Origin of the sequence: Candidatus Izemoplasma sp., from assembly GCA_036172455.1 — a bacterium.
Taxonomy (GTDB): domain Bacteria; phylum Bacillota_I; class Bacilli_A; order Izemoplasmatales; family Izemoplasmataceae; genus JAIPGF01.
This window is the reverse complement of sequence record JAXKVY010000005.1, coordinates 12893-31310: the sequence shown is the minus strand read 5'-3', so window position 1 is coordinate 31310 and position 18418 is coordinate 12893. Positions and strand designations below refer to the sequence as shown.

The window sequence follows — 18418 nt, the reverse complement described above, 5'->3', positions numbered from 1 at the left end:
CCTGTGAATACTGAAATGCAAGTTATTTCATAAAAAAACACAGATTTATTTAATATTCTAACTATTGGTTATAAAAATTATGATTTTTATTGTATAAAAAAACCATGTTACCATGGTTTGTTTTATAATCTTGGTGCGGGTGACAGGAATCGAACCTGCACTCCGAAGAACTAGATCCTAAGTCTAGCGCGTCTGCCAGTTCCGCCACACCCGCTAAGATGGCTGGGCTAGATGGACTCGAACCATCGATCCCGGAGTCAAAGTCCGGTGCCTTAACCGCTTGGCCATAGCCCAATAATGGGGCGACCGATGAGAATCGAACTCACGAATGCCGGAGCCACAATCCGGTGCGTTAACCACTTCGCCACGATCGCCGTATAAATACAATTTTGAGACTATTAACATTTTATGCAATTCAGTGATAAATGTCAAGTCATTTTCATAAGTTTTTTTTACTTGAGAGTTGGCAAGAGAGCAAAATTGTTATATAATAATTAGATGTGAAAGAGTGATATATATGAACCAAAAACTATCTAATGCTTTAACATTGTTCGCAATGTTTTTATTATCTATTATTTATCTAGAGATACTCTTTAAAAGTCGTGTGCTTATGTTTGAATTTAATGCCGCTCTTTTTAGGGTTATTTTATTCTCATTTGCTTATGCATTCTTTATTATGTTTGTTTTAATGTTTTTTAAAGAGAAAACCGCGAAACGTATGTCCCTGTTCGTTATGGTGATTTTTACCTTCTTATTCTTAAACCAAGAAGTTTATTATTCTTTCGTTGAGGGGTTTTATTCTTTTCGAGTAATTGGCGATTTTACTGCTGGACTATCATTTTTTAGTGATTATTTCCTAGCACTTAAATTTAGCCATATAACTTATGCATTCCCTTTAATTGGATTTATTGTTCTAATGAAATATAATCTTATAAGTTATGATATCGAATATTTTAATATCAAACAACCGTTAATTGTTCTTGTTATTGCGTCACTAACTTTGTTTATTGGCATTCAAACAATCAGCGATAAAACAACGATTCAAACAGTTGATACTGATGAACAGATAATCGATGTCACAAATGGGACTCTCATTAATTATAATGATGTGGATTTATACACCTATGTATACAATAATCAAGAAGCCTTACACAAGTTTGGACTATTAACCTATACACAACGCGATTTTTTTAACTTATTCAGGAAGGATCCGATTTCAAAAGAAGCTTATAACATTCTTATTCGTGACTATTTAGAGAACTTACCTGAACATAAGCGGAATAATATGACTGGCTTGTTTGAGAACAAAAATTTTATCTTAATTATGGCAGAAAGTTTTGATACATTTGCCATTAATGAGACTTTAACTCCTAATCTATATGCTTTAAAACAGAACTATACCTACTTTGAAAACTATTATTCACCGTTGTATTATCGTTCAACGGCAGATACGGAGTTTCTCGTGCAAACATCAATGTATCCCAATAAAAACGTGACACTAAGCATGGATGCTTATATGGATAATACTTTTCCGACTACCCTACCAAAGCTATTTGAAGATGCTGGGTATTCAAGTTATTCATTTCATAATTATACAGACTACTTCTACCCTCGCGGTGATTTCCATATGAATACTCTTGGCTATGATCAATATTGGGGTAGTGAAGAACTCGGTATAACCTCTAACTTCGATCCTGATGATATTATCATAGACCATGTTTGGCAAAGTGATTATGAACTTATGCAACTCGCTGTACCTAAGTTTATTGATGATAATCAGTTCTTTGTAAACTTACTTACTGTCAGTGGACACTTCCAATACTCTGAGAATCATGAAATGGCGAAACCTGAATATGTGGAAGCTGTTACGACTTATCTTTCAGAACAAAACCTGTTAGATGATGTCGCAGATGAAATTATATATTATCTAGCAGTCCATATGGAATTAGACCGGGCAATCGGTTACCTTATGGATGAGTTAACCGCAGCCAATAAACTCGATGATACGGTCATTATGATTTTTGGAGATCATTATGCGTATGGTATTAATAATGAAGATATTTGGGAGTATGAAGATACGTATAAAATTGATAATGATGAGTTAGATATTCATAACGTCCCAATGATGATTATTTCAGATGAAACAGCATTTCATGGCATTCAAGATGAATATATGTCTAGTATTGACATTATGCCAACCGTTGCTAATCTCTTTGATTTAAATGTGAATTACCACCAATTATTTGGTAGTGACATCTATGATGATGAACGGAATATTGTTCATTTTGCGAACGGAAGTATGTTGAGTGCTGATTTTAGATATAACTCCTTAACACAAGATTACGAAACAACTGACGATAGTATTACAGACTATTATCTCCTTAGTCTTAACACCGCTTTTGTCAATGAATATTTATATAATGTTCGTATTCTTGAATACAACTACTACAACAAAAAAGATTAAAAAAATCCCTTCAGTTTATATGAACTGAGGGGATTTTTATCTCTATCTTTCCTTAACAACATCTAAGTAGATCTTTTCAATTTGTTTAGCATATGATAATGCTGAAAAGCGCTGAACACTCTTGATAGTGTTCTTTTTAAGTTCACTTTGTTTACTAGGATGTTTAATATAATTTGATACCAGATGAACAAAGTCTGCATCGTCTGTGAACGTAAAACCGTTTTTATCATCAATCACAACATCTTCAAGGTTATCATCATATTTAACAATTAATGGTAAACCACTTGCCAATGCTTCATAATAGGTTAATCCTTGGGTTTCAGTCACACTAAAGTTAACAAATACATCCGCAAGCTGATAATATTTAGGCACCTGTTCTGGTGGAACCATACCCGTAAAGATAACATAATCTTGAATGCCATATTTGTTCACTCGTTCAGTGAATAAATGTCGATCTGGTCCATCGCCTACAAGCATTAGTTTAGCATTCGAATGCTTTTGCAATACGTCAAAGAAGCCATCTATTAATGTGTCGACGCTTTTTTCTCTAGATAAGCGTCCTAAAAATAACATGACAAAATCATCTTGATTAATGCCTAATGCGTGTTTTAATGCAATGATGGACTCTTTAGAAAATTTTGAGGGATGAAATTGATTAATATAAATACCCGTAGGTATAACCAGGCCTTCTTTATTAAACCCATACCGATCAAAAGTCCGTTTAACTTTGACTGTCGGAAACACAACTTTATCAGCACGATTAGCAAAACTTTTTGAATACCATTTACTGATTAGGCGAAGTGGCTTTGTCAGCCATTTTGAGACAAAGTGAACATAGTCTTCATACATCGTATGATAGGTATGAACAACTGGAATATTATTCCGTTTTGCCGCACGGCGTCCTAAGCGTCCCATGGTAAACTCAGTATGGCAATGAATGACATCAAGATTCAGTTTATCGAGTTCTTTTACTTTCTTGTGTGTCACTTTTCCAATACGATATTCTTCTAACCCTTTCATCGGTAACCGGAATCCTTTCACACGGTACACATTGGGTTCTTTTTGGGCATGTTCATGATCATTTGTAATCACATGCACTTCGTGCCCTAACTTGGTTAATTCTTTAACTAATATATCAACTGATATCGATACCCCACTGATAATTGGATAATACGCATCAGTAAATAATCCTATTTTCATAATGTCACCTGCTCGTCTTTAAAGATTTGTCATATAATAAATAATACAGATAAAAAAAGCCAAATGCGATGATATAGTGTATCGTCGCAAATATAATCGACGGTGTACTTGGAAATAACTCTCCAAATATACTTTGTCTTGTTAGATAAAAGTAATCCGTTTTTAATAAAGCATTAATGGGAATAAAAAGATACAGTGTGATGGCCATTAAAAAGGTAATCCGATAGGCATCTTTAACGGTAGGAACATAGTCTTCATACAATACCAAGTAAAACGGGGTAATAGCCAAAAGGTAGTGATCAATAAAGAATGTTTCTGTTAAATTGGCTATATTATTAATTGGTCCATTTGGATAAATAATTCCAGCTACCCCTGTCGCGCCCCAGAAAAACAAAAACGGCATCACGTGTCTGTCTTTTGTCAAAACATAATACAGTAAAATGACTGAGCTTATTCGACATACATAAAACGGCAATGACTCACCTAAGATAAATCCATCTCGAATAATCGCAAACCCATATCGTGTCAATTGTGTATAAATCAATAATAGTGTTACTATTAAATAAAGTTTATCTTTATGCTGCTTGAAAAATGATGGATAATGAAACAACGCATATAGTCCACCAACAAACGAAAAAACAAATATCATATACATTAAGTATGGATTAATAAAATCAAAAAACAACATCGTATCACCAACTTATCGTAAATTACATTATATCATATTTAAGCGGTTTTTGTTATTCATTTTCAATAATTATATCAGCTTCATCAATGATATTGAATGCTTCAAAATATGCGTCTTCAAGAGGTATCCATTCATTTATAAATCGCTCATAAATATGAGGTTGACTACGCTGTTTTAATCGTTTAAGTTGTGTTTCACGTGAAACATAACAAACCACTTTAAGATCATAATACGAAACAAGCTTAGGATGATGCGCATAAACACCTTCAATAATCACAACTGTTTTTTTAACTAACGCAGGCCGAGTTTGTAACGTTTGTGTTTTACAGTTAAAGTGATGACTGTATATTTTATCTGACTCTAGTCGCTTAAAAACCTCATCTTGTAGTCGCTCAATATCAATATTGCCACCAGGCTTACTCAGACGTTTTACTGTTTTCTTTTCTTCAGGTAAAAAATAATCATCCATATGGATAATCGTCACATTAAATTGTTTGCTTATCTCATTCACAAGAGTAGTCTTACCTGAACCACTTGGCCCATCAATCGCAATGATCATTGTCTGATTCCTATTTAATATATTAAATAACTTTTCTTTAATTGTCATCACCACCTAAATTATTATAACAAAAAAAGTCACTTTTTGGTATAATAGTGTAAAGGTGTGATTTTATGGCAAAAGTTGTTGTATTAAAGGTAACATCTTATGATGTAAAAATAATAAAAGATAAACTCTTAGAAGGACTAAATCTTTTAGGTGGTATCGAAAAGATTATTCCAAAAAACCAATCAATACTTCTCAAACCTAACTTGCTTATGGGTGTCGATGTTGATGAAAGTGTTACAACACATCCAAACGTATTCAAAGCAATAGCTGATATCCTATTAGACAAAGGCTACACCGTCGGTTATGGTGATTCCCCGGGGTTTGGAAAACCCTCTAAAGTTGCTTCTAAAGCAGGGATTTCTTCTATTGCGAATGATTTGAAAATTCCCTTAGCTAATTTCGATCATGGACATACAATTCATCATCCTGAAGGGAACATTTCAAAACAGTTTGAAGTAGTAGATGCCATAGATGATTATGACGCTATCCTTAATCTTCCTAAAATGAAGACACATGCCTTACAGCGCATTACTGGCGCAGTAAAGAACTCCTTTGGTCTTGTGTATGGATTAAATAAGGGTCTAATGCACGCTCGATTTCAAGATGCCCATACCTTTGCTCAAATGTTGGTTGATTTAAATACTTATCTTGGTGTAAATCTTCATATTATGGATGGAATTATTGCAATGGAAGGAAACGGTCCTAAAAATGGTCATCCTACGATGATGAACACAATATTAATATCACAAGATCCTGTAGCTTTAGATGCTGTTTTCTGTCAATTAATTGATATTAACCCTAATTACATTCCAACGATTACTTTAGGCACTAAAAGTGGTTTAGGAGATCATCATCATATTACCTTGTTAGGGGATACCATTGATACATTAATAAATCCCGACTTTAAGATTGAGCGAGCACCTTTAAAAAGTTCTGAGAGCTCGTCTCTTACGTTTTTAAAAAACCATATTATAAGACGCCCTTATATCATCGAAAATAAGTGTAAAAAGTGTGGTGTTTGTGTGGACGTTTGTCCAATTGATACAAAGGCAATAAACTTTGTATCTGATCAAAAAACAAGCCCACCTAAGTATGATTATACTAAGTGCATTCGATGTTATTGTTGTCAAGAAATGTGTCCTCATAATGCCATATCTATAAAAACGCCTTTCTTGGGAAAACTAGCTTATAGACTCCGTATACTAAAATAAAATCACTTCCGCGGAAGTGATTTTTTTGTTTATTCTACGAAGTAACTTATCCCGTAACCTTTACGACCGACATGAATGGTAAATACAGGTCCTAGACGTGTTGACTCTGTTATTTTTGCGTTAGGATACTTGCTTTTTAGTGCATCTTTTAATTTATTAGCGCTATCTTCTGAGTTTTTACTCAATAAATAAAATGTAACTTTTTTATGCCCTTGAAGTGTTTCTTCAATACTGTTAATCATGTAACGATGAAGTTTTTTATACGTCCTTTCACTCTTAACTAGCTTGAGTTCACCATCAACCATACGAACAATTGGTTTTACACGTAATACTGTTCCAATCATGGCCTTTGCAGCACTTAAACGTCCACCTTTTACAAGAGAGAATAAGTTCTCAACTGTAAACATTTGTTCTGAATTAGCAGTGATACGTTCGGTTCTAGTAATTACTGTGTCTGCTGAGTCACCATTTTGAATCATATCAATAATTTCTAAAGCAATCATAACATTTCCATATGCTGCTAACTGCGTATCAAAGATATGAACTTTATCAGGATCATCTAACATATTTTGTGCTAATGTAGCACTTTGATAGGTTCCACTGATATCCTTGGATACTACGACGACAAATATTTTCTCATATCCCGCCTTAATCTTTTCTTGGTAAGCTTCTAAGAACTCACCTGGTGCTGGTTGGCTTGTCGTTAAATGACTACCACTATCTTGTCTCTCATAAACAAAATTATTATCAATTTCTGTCTCTTTGAAAGACTCTTTTCCATCTACCACATTTAAAGATACAACCCCTATATCATTTTCCTTAATAACTTCTGGTTCTAAGTACACTGTGCTATCTACGATTAATCCTAATTTTTTCATCTCATCTACCTCTTTTTTATATTAATATTCCTAAATAAATTGCTACAAAGTGAGTGATACTGCCAGCAAGAACAAAGATATGCCAGACAAAATGGTGATACTTAAATTTGCTAGCATAAAATATCACACCAAGTGTATAACTAATCCCACCAACAAATAAAAGTGCTGTACCAAATTCTAATAACTCAATTACATCACTGATAACCCATAGGATGCTCCATCCCATAACAATATATAATATTACATATAAAGCATGGTATTTATGAAGCCAGATAGCTTTAAAAGTTATTGCGAGTATCGTTAATCCCCATAATACAGCGAGTAAAATATACCCTTCAATTGATTTAATAACTAGTAACATAAAAGGTGTGTAAGTTCCACTTATTAGTAGAAAAATACTGCTATGATCGAGTCGTTGGAATACTTGATTTGTTCTAACCATTTTATCCGGAAATGCATGAAATAATGTAGAAGATAAATACAGGATCACAAGTGTAATACCATACACTAATGTGGCAAATAATTCAATTGTTGTGTCCGATACAAGGATCATCAAAATCAATCCGGTAATGGCAAGCAAGACACCAACGCCATGTGAAATAGCATCTGCTAATAATTCGCCTAATGTCGTTTTTTTCATTTCTCATACCTCTTTATAATTACTCTATTACACATAATAATTTATCATTAATTACTCTATCTGTCAAGGTAATCATAAAAAATAGCCCAATAATGGGCTATTGAATTTACATTAGGTGCTTAAAATGGGGATTTTCCTTCATTTTAAACTGATATTTTGGCTTCATAATCATGTCTTTTATCTTGTTCTTTAGACGATTTAATCGACGGTTGTCTAGTAGTTTAGGGTAATCAGAGACCATCTTAAGGTAGACATGATACCACAAGGTATAATCATCAAATCGACCAAACACTTTAACACTTTTATTGTTCATTTGCCAAGGTTTAACTCCTGCAAAGTGTGTTCCATTCAACACATTCAGTTGTGGATACCCATTAAATGATGCATACCGTAAATCAATATTGTGCCATTTACCACTGAATTTCTGTGTTAAATATTGCATCTCTGGCCACCTGAACTCAGCGATTTTCGCTGCAATATCTTGGTTCTTTGTATCTTCCATGATAGACGTATATATCTTTACACTCGGGCGCAATACCCATAATGCGGCAAGAACACCCATATTGTCTGAATCCATTAACACACGATCTGTCATATCTTTAGGGATCGATGTTCCATGTGGAACATTGCGATAGACATCATGCCAAATCCATGTTCCATATTGTTTCACAGTATTCGGTGTAATATATTTACCATCTTGATACTCCATACAATGTGCTTTGTATTCATTAATAATGCCTGCGGGTGCATCAACGTCAAATAATGCATCATAATTTTTAATTGGTAAAATGTCCGCATCTGCTAAGACAATCTTATCATACGCTAAGTCATACCCTCCGTTTTCACCTAATAAGAAGGCATTAAATCGTGTAAATAAAAATGGCCGATCTTGACGTTCGTGGCGATTATGGTGTGGTACATATACTTGATCCATCTCAATCACATGTGTGAATACTTCTTTCAAAGCTTCTTTACCATACTCAGTGACCCCTTCAGAGACAATACAGACCAAATCATGCGATGTGCCTTGTTGTTTTAAAGCATAAGCAAAGACTAAAGCACCTGGAATAAAACTATCGTTACGCATAACAAATGTAACATATGCATAGTTACTCACTATTATCACCACCGAATGTTTCAATAAATATATCAACAATTTCAGGATCAAATTGTGTTCCTGCATTTTCTTTCAATTCTTGAATCGCTTCTTCGTGAGATTTAATCGTATTATATGGCCGTTGAGTAGTCATCGCATCATAAGCATCTGCTACAGCTAACATCCGCGACAATAAGGGGATTTCATGGGCTTTTAATCCTTTTGGATAGCCAGTACCATCATAGTTTTCATGATGCGATAAGATGTATTTTGCGACATTTTGTAATTCAGGTGAGGCCTGTGCGATACGATAGCCAATTTCTGGATGTCGCTTCATTTCTCGCCACTCATCGTCTGTTAGTGGTCCTTCTTTTTTAAGAATTTCATCTGGAATTCCGATTTTCCCAAGATCATGTAACATACATAGTAATTCTAAATCATCTCGTTTGTCACTACTTAATCCATATTGTTTAGCGAGCCCTTTTAAGTAATCGAATAAACGATTTCCGTGTGATTGGGTTTCGCTACTTTTCTCCTGTAATGCTTTTTGCATCGATGTAATAATTTTACTATGCATACTTGATTTACTTAACATTTTACGTTTATACATGTTTGTTTCTGCGATACGCATAATATCCATAATATCATCACTTGTTTGTTTTTTAACACCATATCCAAGGGATATACTTGGTGTTACACCTTTTATTGCATCTTTGGTGCTTAAGCTTTCAAAATACTGAATGATGCGGTACATGATAATATGAACCTCTTCTTCATTTGTTTGAGGTAGTAAAATAACAAACTCATCACCACCCCATCGTCCTACAATATCTTCTTGACGACACAAGTATTGAAGGGATTTAGCGACTGTCTTTAACAACGTGTCGCCAACATCGTGGCCAAAAACATCATTGGATAACTTTAACCCATTGACATCCCCCATAATCAATGAAAATGGCAATTGTCTTTTGGTATCGAGTCGTTTTATCTCTTCTTCTAAATAGGCTCTGTTATATAAACCTGTCAATACATCATGATAAGATAAATATAGAATTTCTTTCTCGCGTTTCTTTTGTTCATTAATATCGACAATAACGTACACTTTCCCTAGTACTATTCCGTGGTTATTACGAATATTCCGAACAGTTACACTAACATGCCAATACATGCCATCCGTAGAGACTAATAAAGCATCTGATGATTGATATTCCGACACTGATAAATAATCAATTCGTGTATATTGATAATCTAATAACGTTAATACTGAGTGTATGGGTACCCCTTCAGTGGACTCATTCCACCCAGTCATATTAGTGGCATTCTCATTCATCCGGGTAATCTTATCATCTTTATCGGTGATAATGATTGCTTCTCCAATTGAATCAAGGGTATGTAAGAAATATTCTTTTTCGGCATTTGTTTTCAAATATTCACTTCTCAGTTCAGACATATCCCTTATAATAACAACAAAGTATTCGGTGTTATGATAATGATAAACAGAGATACCTGCATTTACTTCGTAGACAGTACCATCAATTGACTGGAGTTGTAATTCAATGATACCACTTTCTCCGCGATCAATAAAATCATGTAACTTTTGCAAGTTATCGTCATCTAAAAAATCATTATATTTAAGTTTATTGTTCTTCATATGATGCAACTGAAAATACTCAGCAGCTTGTTGATTACGAAAAATCAAATTTGTATCTCTAAATACAAATACCATTTCCTGTAGTTGATTTAACAACTTTCGATACTTCAATAAAAAATCGTCACGATATTCCTCTAAACATACAATTAGATATGTATGTTCTTTAACTGTTATATGTTTCTGACGATATGTCTTATTATCGACAACGAAAAGAGGGGTAGTTAGTCCCTCTCCTTTTGTTACCTTTTCCCTAATCTTATCGGTTGGTAATGTCGTATCAATCGTCGGATAGATAGTTTCCTTATCAGGATCGATAACCATACAATCATGATCTGATAATTGTGTAATAACTTCATAAATGTGCTTAATTTCTGTCATTTTCTGTCACCTGTTTTCCATAACCTAATACATGATATGTTCCATTAGCGTTACTAAATGGATAGAATGTAAATTCAACTAATAATCCATTGACGGTATGTTGCATTGTGGATTGCTTCCCTTTTAATGCTAATTGAATTTTCTCACCAAAAATATCATCCGCTTGATCAAGCGAAAGATTACTTGGTAAATCTGTCTCTTTTTGTTCACTAAAATATTGTGCAAGTTGACCACGCATTTGAACTAAATGGCCTTCGTGATTAATTTCAAAGACGATACCTTCAATGCGATCCAATAAGAAGGCAATCTTTTCTCGTTCTTGTTTAAGGGTTGTTTCAACTTTTATCTCATCAGTCATATCAACTGAATATCCTATAATACCAATATATTTATCATTCTTATTAAAGACTGGAATCTTTGTTACTTCTGTATAAGCTTGTAAATTATTCTTTTGTGACTTAAAACTAAAGACAATCCGTTTCTTTGATTCTTTTGCCTCTTGATCACTGTTTTTGAATGCATTTGCAATATCATTATCATATATTGAAAAATCATCCTTTAGATAAATATCTTCTAATGCATTACCCGTATGTTTGGTGAAACTTTTATTACAGAAAATATAACGATTAAATCGATCTTTAATCCATAAATCAATTGGCATAAGATCTAATAATAATGATAATGATTCATCAAACTGAAATAAATTAGAAATGTCTTTTGATTCAATCGACTGATAGAGTAAGGCCAAGACTTCGGTCGTAGGTCCTGATTCATACATACTCGCTTGGTAATCTCTTTGAATAGAGTGGCCGAATAATAAGTTGTGCTTGTCAAAGCGGTGAATACGCACAATAAAGAAACGATAAGCACCCTGTTTATGATATAATTTGATTGTAATGTCACGACTCTCTTTATGGCGATATGTATACTCATTATACATTGTTTTATCTTCCGGTACAATCAAGTCTAAAAAGGTACGGTCGATGAGATCAGACTTGTGATATCCTAATAATTCACAAAACTGTTGGTTACAATCAACAATTTTATCATCTTGATTAACCGTAACAATAATACCTTCATATTGATCATAATAATCCGGATTAACGATTGCCATATTTTCACTCCTTTTGTTATTTATATTGTACCACTTTTTTCTAAAATTAAAACCAATACAACATTATGTTGTATTGGTTTTATCCGTAATTATCCTATTTTTGCTTCAATTTTAGGAATTAACCTTTCTTTCAATTCTTGTTGTTCTGTCTGTACTCGTTCAACCTCATTTTCATAGAATGAACGTTTTTCATTATCTTTTAACATACTTAAATTAATCTTGATATTAAATAATGCGCCTTCTATACCAGATGAGAGCAATAGTATTCCAACACCAACATCACTAATTGCATTGATATTTCCATATTGAATAAGAGTATCTAATTGTTTTAAAACATTCAAACTTTCTTCAGCAACCTGATAAGGCACTTCAATAGCTTCTATTGTTGCTTGTTCAATCGCATGTAATCTAGCTAACTTATCCGTTTCTGTTTCTTTTGACATCTTGAAAGCATTCATAATTTCATTAAATGCTTCAGTGTCTTTATCAACTAAACTCAGTAATATTTCTTTAGAACTGTGGATCTTAGCTAACGTGTCATGAAATTGTTTTTGCACATCTATGTTACGATTTCTAAACGCCTTTTTATGAATCGTTAGTTTTCCTAACATGCCTGATAATGCAGTTCCTAAAGTAGCGACTAACGCACTCACACTTCCTCCACCAGGGGTTGGTTTATTTGAATCGACAGCTTCTATAAAATCTATTATTGTATGTTTTACTAATGACATGATTTACCTCCACTATTAATTAATCTGTTTTTAACAACATGTTGTCCTTTTTTAAATACATCGGTTACATGGTTAATCCCGTAATGATAAAAGAAATAAGCTAAATTAGGTATATCGCACAAAACAATATCGGCATCATAATCAGTATCTAAGATCCCCACTTGGTGATCAATTTCTAAACTATAGGCAGGATGTAACGTAACCCCTGTAAGTATCTCTTCTGGCGTTAATCGCATTTTTAATGCGGCTAAATGCATAGAAAATTGTAAGTTCTCACTTGGTGTGCTACCAGGATTATAATCACTTGAGATACCTATCATACATCCTTTATCAATCATCTTTCTTGCTCTGGCATATGGTTTATTAAGATAAAATGATGTACTAGGTAAAAGATTACATAAAGTATTAGTATGTGCTGCTTTTTGAATATTATCATCAGAGATCACAATTAAATGATCAATACTTTTAGCATTATAATTTAACGCAATTGGTGTGCCACCAATTGACTCTATCTCATCTGTGTGAATCCGTAAATTCAAGTTTAATTGTTTCGCTTTTTTAGCCAATTTTTCAGTATCTTTGTCATCGAAGACAAAGGCTTCACAGAAAATATCCACTGCCTTAGCTAAGTCATGCTTTTTAATATAGTCCATATCATCTAATACACTTTGAATATACTCATCTTTATCTTCTTTATATTCTATTGGTAATGCGTGCGCTTTTAAAAAGGTAGAGTGAATATCTATCACATGGTCTTGATTGAGTTTTTGATTCACTTTGAGTTGTTTTAGTTCAGTATCAGTGTCTAATCCGTAGCCACTTTTTGCTTCAATAGTAGTGACACCAAACTGTAACATATGATTTAACGACTTTAATGCTTGTTGGTATAAACTATCAAATGATGCTTGTCTCGTTGCTTTTACAGTTGATAAAATACCGCCATCTTGTTTTAAAATGTCCATATACGCTACACCGTTAAGTTTTAAGTCAAACTCATGTTCACGAGACCCCCCATGCACAAGGTGGGTATGCCCATCTATAAAACCTGGCAAAGCAACTTTCCCTTTTGCATCGATCATATAGTTAGCATCATATGATGTTAAAGCATTTCCAATAGCGACTATTTTGCCATCCTTAATCGCTATCTCACAGTTTGATAATTGCTTTACGTGATAACTTTTAATCGGTTTTACCGGTGTATAAAGATGCTTAATATTGATTATTTTCGTATCAACTTTCATCACATCACCTACATATTAGCTTCAATTATTTTTAATGGATCAAGGTCTCTAAATCCCATATATGTTTTGGCATCTTGTGTGATTTGTGCAAAAGAAATATCCTTTGGCCATGTTTTATTTTCCTTTTCATAGTAATATTTTAGACTATTCGTAAATGTTGCTTTTGGCGCTAATCCTACAAGTTCACAACTTGGAACATCGACATGATAACGCGCTGCCTCCATTTTAACTGTCTCTAAAATACGGTAAATAGGATTCTTTTTATAATCGAGGATATTCATTGTTACTTGAACATGCCCGCGCGACTCTAATTCTGCAGGGCCTGCTTGAATAAAGCGAAACCCTCCACTTGAAAACCGAATTGCTCGACTTATTTTTTTTGCAACATTGAGATCATTTGTAGCTAAATCTATGTTGTAGGCAATTAATGGAATTCGAGCACCAATACCAATCACCCCAAATGTTGGATGAATTTCTGGATTACCGTAATCAGGGTGCCATTTTTCTTGTTGGATTTTTTGTTTCATGCCTTCAAATTCACCTTTACGGATGGTTGGTAATTTACGGCGCAAGCGTGTTTGCGCTGCTTCTGCATATAAGAACGATGGTATTTTTAATGTTTCCCAAATAATACTTGCGGTATCATGGGCATATCTAACACAGTCTTCCATTGTAACACCACTGATCGGAATAAAAGGAATGACATCGACTGCACCCATACGAGGGTGTTGTCCTGATTGTTGATTCATGTCAATATGTTCAAGCACTTTTTCGACAAAGACAGGTAATGCGTTAATAATCGCTTGTGGGTCACCAAGCAAGGTTACTACAGTTCGGTTATAATCTCCATCAGGTTCTACACTAATACACTTAAATCCATCTTTATTTTGTAAGACAGAAACTATATCATCTATCTTTTGTTGATCTCGTCCTTCACTAAAATTTGGTACACATTGTACAACTTTACTCATTTTACTCATCCTCATCTACTATCGTATTTATTAAGTCATCATTTGCGATTTCTGGCAATGTTATAAGGGCATTGTTATCGAGTGTATTAAACTGTTTTGCAGTATCATACGCATGCTCATTACGTGCCCAAGCTCGTCTAGCAACACCTGTCATCACATCATGTAACATTGCAGTGTTTAGTATTTTATCAACACGTTCTGATCCATCAAGCACCATGCCATAACCACCGTTTACCGCTTTTGAAATACCAACGCCACCCCCATTGTGTAAACTGACTAGACTCATACCCCTAGCAGTATTACCTAGTGCAACATGAGTTGCCATTTCTGCCATTATATTACTCCCATCTTTAATGTTAGACGTTTCTCTAAATGGAGAATCTGTTCCCCCTGTATCATGATGATCACGGCCTAACATAATCGGTCCTATCTCATTATTTCTTACCATCTCATTAAACTTCAAAGCAATCTTTAAGCGCCCGTATGCATCTTGATATAAAATGCGTGCTTTCGTTCCAACAACTAACTGATTCTTCTTAGCATCTTTAATCCAATTATAATTGTCTAAATCCTGAAACCGTCGATTTTTATCAATACATGCCATTGCTGCTTGGTCTGTTTTATCTAAATCGCTGTCTTTACCACTTAGACATACCCAACGAAATGGACCATATCCATAGTCAAATAAAACAGGTCCCATGATATCTTCTACATAACTCGGCCAAATGAATCCATCTAAATCATTTTTGTTATTTTGACATATTTCAGTCACACCACTATCATAAATGGCTTTTAAAAAACTATTGCCATAATCAAAGAAGTATGTCCCACGCTCAGTGATGGTTTTTATCGCCTCAAAATGCCGTTTTAGTCCTTTATCAACTAATTTTTTGAACAAATCTTTGTCTGTTTCAAGCAATTCAGTTCGGCGTTTAAACTTGACACCAACTGGTGTATAGCCCCCATCATAAACAGCATGACAACTTGTTTGATCACTCAGTAAGTCGATAGGGATATTTTTCTCAACAGCATACTCAAGTAACTCTACCACATTACCTAGGTAAGCTATCGCAATTGGGGTTTTATTATCTTTAAATTTACGAGCTAAATCATAGGCTTCTGTAGGCGTATAGGTAATATGATCTACCCACCCTTGTTCATAACGGGTGTTAATTCTAGATCGATCAACTTCAGCAATAATAGCGGCTGCGCCAGCTATTTTTGCGGCTTTACCTTGGGCACCACTCATCCCACCCAAACCTGAGGAAACAAATAAGACACCACTTAAATCTTGATCTTCGGGTATATTAAGTTTTGCTCTTCCAGCGTTTAACAAAGTAGAATAGGTCCCATGAACAATTCCTTGTGGACCGATATACATCCATCCACCAGCAGTCATTTGTCCATAACTAGCCACCCCTAATTGTGCTGCCCTAGACCAGTGGTCTAAGTCATTAAACTGGCCTATCATAAGGCCATTTGTCAAAATTACACGAGGCGCTTCTTTATGAGACGCAAATAGTCCAAGTGGATGTCCACTGAGTAAGACAAGGGTTTGTTCATCATTCATGATTTCTAGATATTTTTTTACTAAACAATACTGCATCCAATTTTGCATAACACGGCCTGTTTCACCGTAGGTCACCAACTCATATGGATAGAGCGCAATATCAAAGTCTAAGTTATTATCAATCATCACTTGAAAGGCTTTCCCTTCAAGTGTTTTCCCTTTATAAGTTTCAATAGGATGCCCTTTTAATTGTCCTTTGGGGCGGAAACGATACCCATATATGCGCCCCCGCGTCATGAGTTCATCGTAAAACTCTTTGGCTAATATGTCATGCCATTTTTTAGGAATATAGCGTAACGCATTTTTTAAGGCTAACTTTTGATCTTGTTTATTCAGTGTCATTTCTCGTTTTGGTGCGCGTCTTATTCCTTCTTCAAACTGCGGATATTCTGGTAATTCTGAAAAAATATCATCAAGTGATAATTGCTTAATCGGTTTCATCTTGTGTCACCTCATTCATAATGGATTTATAAAACATATCATCTTGTAACAATGTATCGATTTTATGTAAATGAGGATACATTGTTTCATCTTTCTCAATAAATGGTATGTATTCTCTAATTTTATTATAAGCTTTTTCAGTTGTTACGCCAAGCTGTCTTTGATCTCTTAAATCTATTGCCTGACAAGCTGTTAACATCTCCATCCCAATCACTTGTCGAACATTGGCTAAAATCTCTTTTGCTTGCAATGCCCCATTCGTTCCCATTGATACATGATCTTCTTGATTGGCACTACTTGAAATACTATCAACAGATGCTGGATGGGCCAAAACCTTATTATGGCTCACTAACGATGCTGCACTATACTGAACAATCATAAACCCACTATTAGTTCCTGGCTGTGTGGTTAAGAAGGGTGGTAACCCTTCTGATAACTGTGGATTAACCAATCTTTCTAAACGTCTTTCTGAGATATTAGCCAGTTCACTTAAGGCTATTTTCATGTGATCAATAACTAAAGCAATTGGTTGTCCATGAAAATTCCCTGCGCTAATTGCTTCATGATCATCCGCAAATAAAATAGGATTATCTGTGACAGCATTCATTTCAATTTCTATCGTATCTTTGACATAAGATAAGGCATCTAATGATGCACCATGTACTTGTGGTGCACACCGTAAAGAATATGCATCTTGGACACGTTTTTCTCCTTGTCTAGTAACAGACTCACTCCCTGTGAGCATCTTTAATATCGCCTTTGCGACTGTTATCTGACCTTGATGGCCTCTCACTTGATGAACACGGTCATCGTACGCATCAGTGATTCCTTCTAATGCTTCTAAAGAAAGGGCTAAAGAGACATTGGCAAAATCACATAATCGTAGACCATCATAGACCGTAAAGGCTGCTAAACTTGTCATTGCTTGTGTCCCATTGATTAAGGCGAGTCCTTCTTTCGCAATCAGTTGTGGTATCGGTTTTATATCTGCTTCTTTAAATGCATCTTGTGTTGTTAAGCGCTTATTGTGGTATGTACATTCTCCTAAGCCAATAATTGGTAAACTCATATTGGATAAGGGGGCTAAGTCTCCACTCGCTCCTAAACTGCCTTTTTCAAATACGAGAGGTGTCACCTCTTTATTTAATAACTCAATAATCTTTTCTAATACAACTAATCGTATCCCACTATATCCTCTAATTAAGGCATTAACGCGTAATAACATCATCCCTCTAACAACTTCTTCATCAAGAACATTACCGACGGTACAGGCATGACTTTTGATAAGGTTTTCCTGTAAAACAGAGACATCCTTAGCACCAATAATTGTATCACTAAGTTTACCAAATCCTGTGTTAATACCATAGACTGTTTCATTGTTATCAACAATATCCTTAACAAACTCACGGGCATGGGTTACTTTTTGTCTATGACTTTTCCCAATCATTACCTTTTCTTTATATCTTGCGACCTTGATAAAGCTTTCTAAATCAAGTCCGCCACCATTTAATGTAATCATATAGTCACCTCATTTATT

Annotated in this window: 15 protein-coding genes and 3 tRNA genes; 2 read left to right on the top strand and 16 right to left on the bottom strand. The window is 34.6% G+C overall.

The window, feature by feature from the left end; translation table 11 throughout:
• Window positions 1–131 precede the first annotated feature (131 nt).
• The 3 genes from UMR38_07330 to UMR38_07320 all read right to left on the bottom strand — a co-directional run bounded on the left by UMR38_07330 (window position 132) and on the right by UMR38_07320 (window position 374).
• Window positions 132–214: transfer RNA gene (locus UMR38_07330), tRNA-Leu, on the bottom strand.
• 5 nt (window positions 215–219) lie between these two features.
• Window positions 220–294: transfer RNA gene (locus UMR38_07325), tRNA-Gln, on the bottom strand.
• A gap of 4 nt (window positions 295–298) precedes the next feature.
• Window positions 299–374: transfer RNA gene (locus tag UMR38_07320), tRNA-His, on the bottom strand.
• A gap of 143 nt (window positions 375–517) precedes the next feature.
• Between UMR38_07320 and UMR38_07315 the strand changes: the two genes are divergently transcribed.
• Complete coding sequence (locus UMR38_07315) at window positions 518–2464, top strand: sulfatase-like hydrolase/transferase (GenBank protein MEC9485671.1); 1947 nt, start codon at window positions 518–520, stop codon at window positions 2462–2464.
• A gap of 42 nt (window positions 2465–2506) precedes the next feature.
• Here the strand turns inward: UMR38_07315 and UMR38_07310 are convergent, their stop codons facing one another.
• Genes UMR38_07310 through UMR38_07300 form a run of 3 tightly spaced genes read right to left on the bottom strand, consistent with a single transcriptional unit; the run spans window position 2507 to window position 4959 of the window.
• Window positions 2507–3664 (bottom strand): glycosyltransferase family 4 protein, encoded by a 1158-nt coding sequence (locus tag UMR38_07310; protein ID MEC9485670.1) that lies wholly within the window; start codon window positions 3662–3664, stop codon window positions 2507–2509.
• Between the two features lie 4 nt (window positions 3665–3668).
• The gene (locus UMR38_07305; protein MEC9485669.1) at window positions 3669–4352 is read right to left on the bottom strand and encodes a hypothetical protein; all 684 of its coding nucleotides are present in this window, start codon (window positions 4350–4352) and stop codon (window positions 3669–3671) included.
• A gap of 52 nt (window positions 4353–4404) precedes the next feature.
• On the bottom strand, window positions 4405–4959 hold the full coding sequence (locus tag UMR38_07300; GenBank protein MEC9485668.1) for an AAA family ATPase: 555 nt from the start codon (window positions 4957–4959) through the stop codon (window positions 4405–4407).
• A 65-nt stretch (window positions 4960–5024) separates the two neighbouring features.
• Here UMR38_07300 and UMR38_07295 point away from each other — a divergent pair, with 65 nt between their 5' ends.
• Window positions 5025–6170 carry a DUF362 domain-containing protein gene (locus tag UMR38_07295; protein MEC9485667.1) on the top strand — a complete coding sequence of 382 codons (1146 nt, stop codon included), beginning with the start codon at window positions 5025–5027 and terminating at the stop codon, window positions 6168–6170.
• Between the two features lie 29 nt (window positions 6171–6199).
• On the opposite strand, the gene UMR38_07290 is transcribed toward UMR38_07295, so the two are convergent.
• From UMR38_07290 to hutH, 10 genes are all read right to left on the bottom strand, one after another.
• Window positions 6200–7048: a DegV family protein gene (locus UMR38_07290; GenBank protein MEC9485666.1), complete on the bottom strand. Its 849-nt coding sequence runs from the start codon at window positions 7046–7048 to the stop codon at window positions 6200–6202.
• Window positions 7049–7064: 16 nt separating this feature from the next.
• Entirely contained in the window at window positions 7065–7688 is a 624-nt protein-coding gene (locus UMR38_07285; GenBank protein ID MEC9485665.1) for a hemolysin III family protein, read from the bottom strand.
• Window positions 7689–7794: 106 nt separating this feature from the next.
• Window positions 7795–8805, bottom strand: a complete 1011-nt coding sequence (locus tag UMR38_07280; protein MEC9485664.1) for a hypothetical protein — start codon at window positions 8803–8805, stop codon at window positions 7795–7797.
• A complete protein-coding gene (locus UMR38_07275; GenBank protein MEC9485663.1) occupies window positions 8798–10813 on the bottom strand; it encodes an HD domain-containing phosphohydrolase in 2016 nt (671 codons plus the stop codon). The genes UMR38_07280 and UMR38_07275 overlap by 8 nt, the downstream gene beginning before the upstream one ends.
• Complete coding sequence (locus tag UMR38_07270; GenBank protein ID MEC9485662.1) at window positions 10800–11927, bottom strand: PAS domain-containing protein; 1128 nt, start codon at window positions 11925–11927, stop codon at window positions 10800–10802. The genes UMR38_07275 and UMR38_07270 overlap by 14 nt, the downstream gene beginning before the upstream one ends.
• 89 nt (window positions 11928–12016) lie before the next feature.
• Window positions 12017–12658, bottom strand: a complete 642-nt coding sequence (locus UMR38_07265; GenBank protein ID MEC9485661.1) for a cyclodeaminase/cyclohydrolase family protein — start codon at window positions 12656–12658, stop codon at window positions 12017–12019.
• A complete protein-coding gene (hutI, locus tag UMR38_07260; protein MEC9485660.1) occupies window positions 12649–13899 on the bottom strand; it encodes an imidazolonepropionase in 1251 nt (416 codons plus the stop codon). The genes UMR38_07265 and hutI overlap by 10 nt, the downstream gene beginning before the upstream one ends.
• An 8-nt stretch (window positions 13900–13907) precedes the next feature.
• A complete protein-coding gene (gene ftcD / locus UMR38_07255; GenBank protein ID MEC9485659.1) occupies window positions 13908–14870 on the bottom strand; it encodes a glutamate formimidoyltransferase in 963 nt (320 codons plus the stop codon).
• A gap of 1 nt (window position 14871) precedes the next feature.
• Window positions 14872–16881 (bottom strand): urocanate hydratase, encoded by a 2010-nt coding sequence (locus UMR38_07250; protein MEC9485658.1) that lies wholly within the window; start codon window positions 16879–16881, stop codon window positions 14872–14874.
• Entirely contained in the window at window positions 16868–18400 is a 1533-nt protein-coding gene (gene hutH / locus UMR38_07245; protein ID MEC9485657.1) for a histidine ammonia-lyase, read from the bottom strand. The genes UMR38_07250 and hutH overlap by 14 nt, the downstream gene beginning before the upstream one ends.
• Between the last annotated feature and the right edge of the window lie 18 nt (window positions 18401–18418).

Bases quoted from the DNA above. Each gene is read 5' to 3' on its own strand.
- UMR38_07250 (MEC9485658.1), bottom strand. From the start codon at position 16,881: ATGAAACCGATTAAGCAATTATCACTTGATGATATTTTTTCAGAATTA.
- UMR38_07300 (MEC9485668.1), bottom strand. From the start codon at position 4,959: ATGACAATTAAAGAAAAGTTATTTAATATATTAAATAGGAATCAGACA.
- ftcD (MEC9485659.1), bottom strand. From the start codon at position 14,870: ATGAGTAAAGTTGTACAATGTGTACCAAATTTTAGTGAAGGACGAGAT.
- UMR38_07305 (MEC9485669.1), bottom strand. From the start codon at position 4,352: ATGTTGTTTTTTGATTTTATTAATCCATACTTAATGTATATGATATTT.
- hutI (MEC9485660.1), bottom strand. From the start codon at position 13,899: ATGAAAGTTGATACGAAAATAATCAATATTAAGCATCTTTATACACCG.
- UMR38_07315 (MEC9485671.1), top strand. From the start codon at position 518: ATGAACCAAAAACTATCTAATGCTTTAACATTGTTCGCAATGTTTTTA.
- UMR38_07275 (MEC9485663.1), bottom strand. From the start codon at position 10,813: ATGACAGAAATTAAGCACATTTATGAAGTTATTACACAATTATCAGAT.
- UMR38_07285 (MEC9485665.1), bottom strand. From the start codon at position 7,688: ATGAAAAAAACGACATTAGGCGAATTATTAGCAGATGCTATTTCACAT.
- UMR38_07290 (MEC9485666.1), bottom strand. From the start codon at position 7,048: ATGAAAAAATTAGGATTAATCGTAGATAGCACAGTGTACTTAGAACCA.
- UMR38_07295 (MEC9485667.1), top strand. From the start codon at position 5,025: ATGGCAAAAGTTGTTGTATTAAAGGTAACATCTTATGATGTAAAAATA.
- UMR38_07310 (MEC9485670.1), bottom strand. From the start codon at position 3,664: ATGAAAATAGGATTATTTACTGATGCGTATTATCCAATTATCAGTGGG.
- UMR38_07265 (MEC9485661.1), bottom strand. From the start codon at position 12,658: ATGTCATTAGTAAAACATACAATAATAGATTTTATAGAAGCTGTCGAT.
- hutH (MEC9485657.1), bottom strand. From the start codon at position 18,400: ATGATTACATTAAATGGTGGCGGACTTGATTTAGAAAGCTTTATCAAG.
- UMR38_07270 (MEC9485662.1), bottom strand. From the start codon at position 11,927: ATGGCAATCGTTAATCCGGATTATTATGATCAATATGAAGGTATTATT.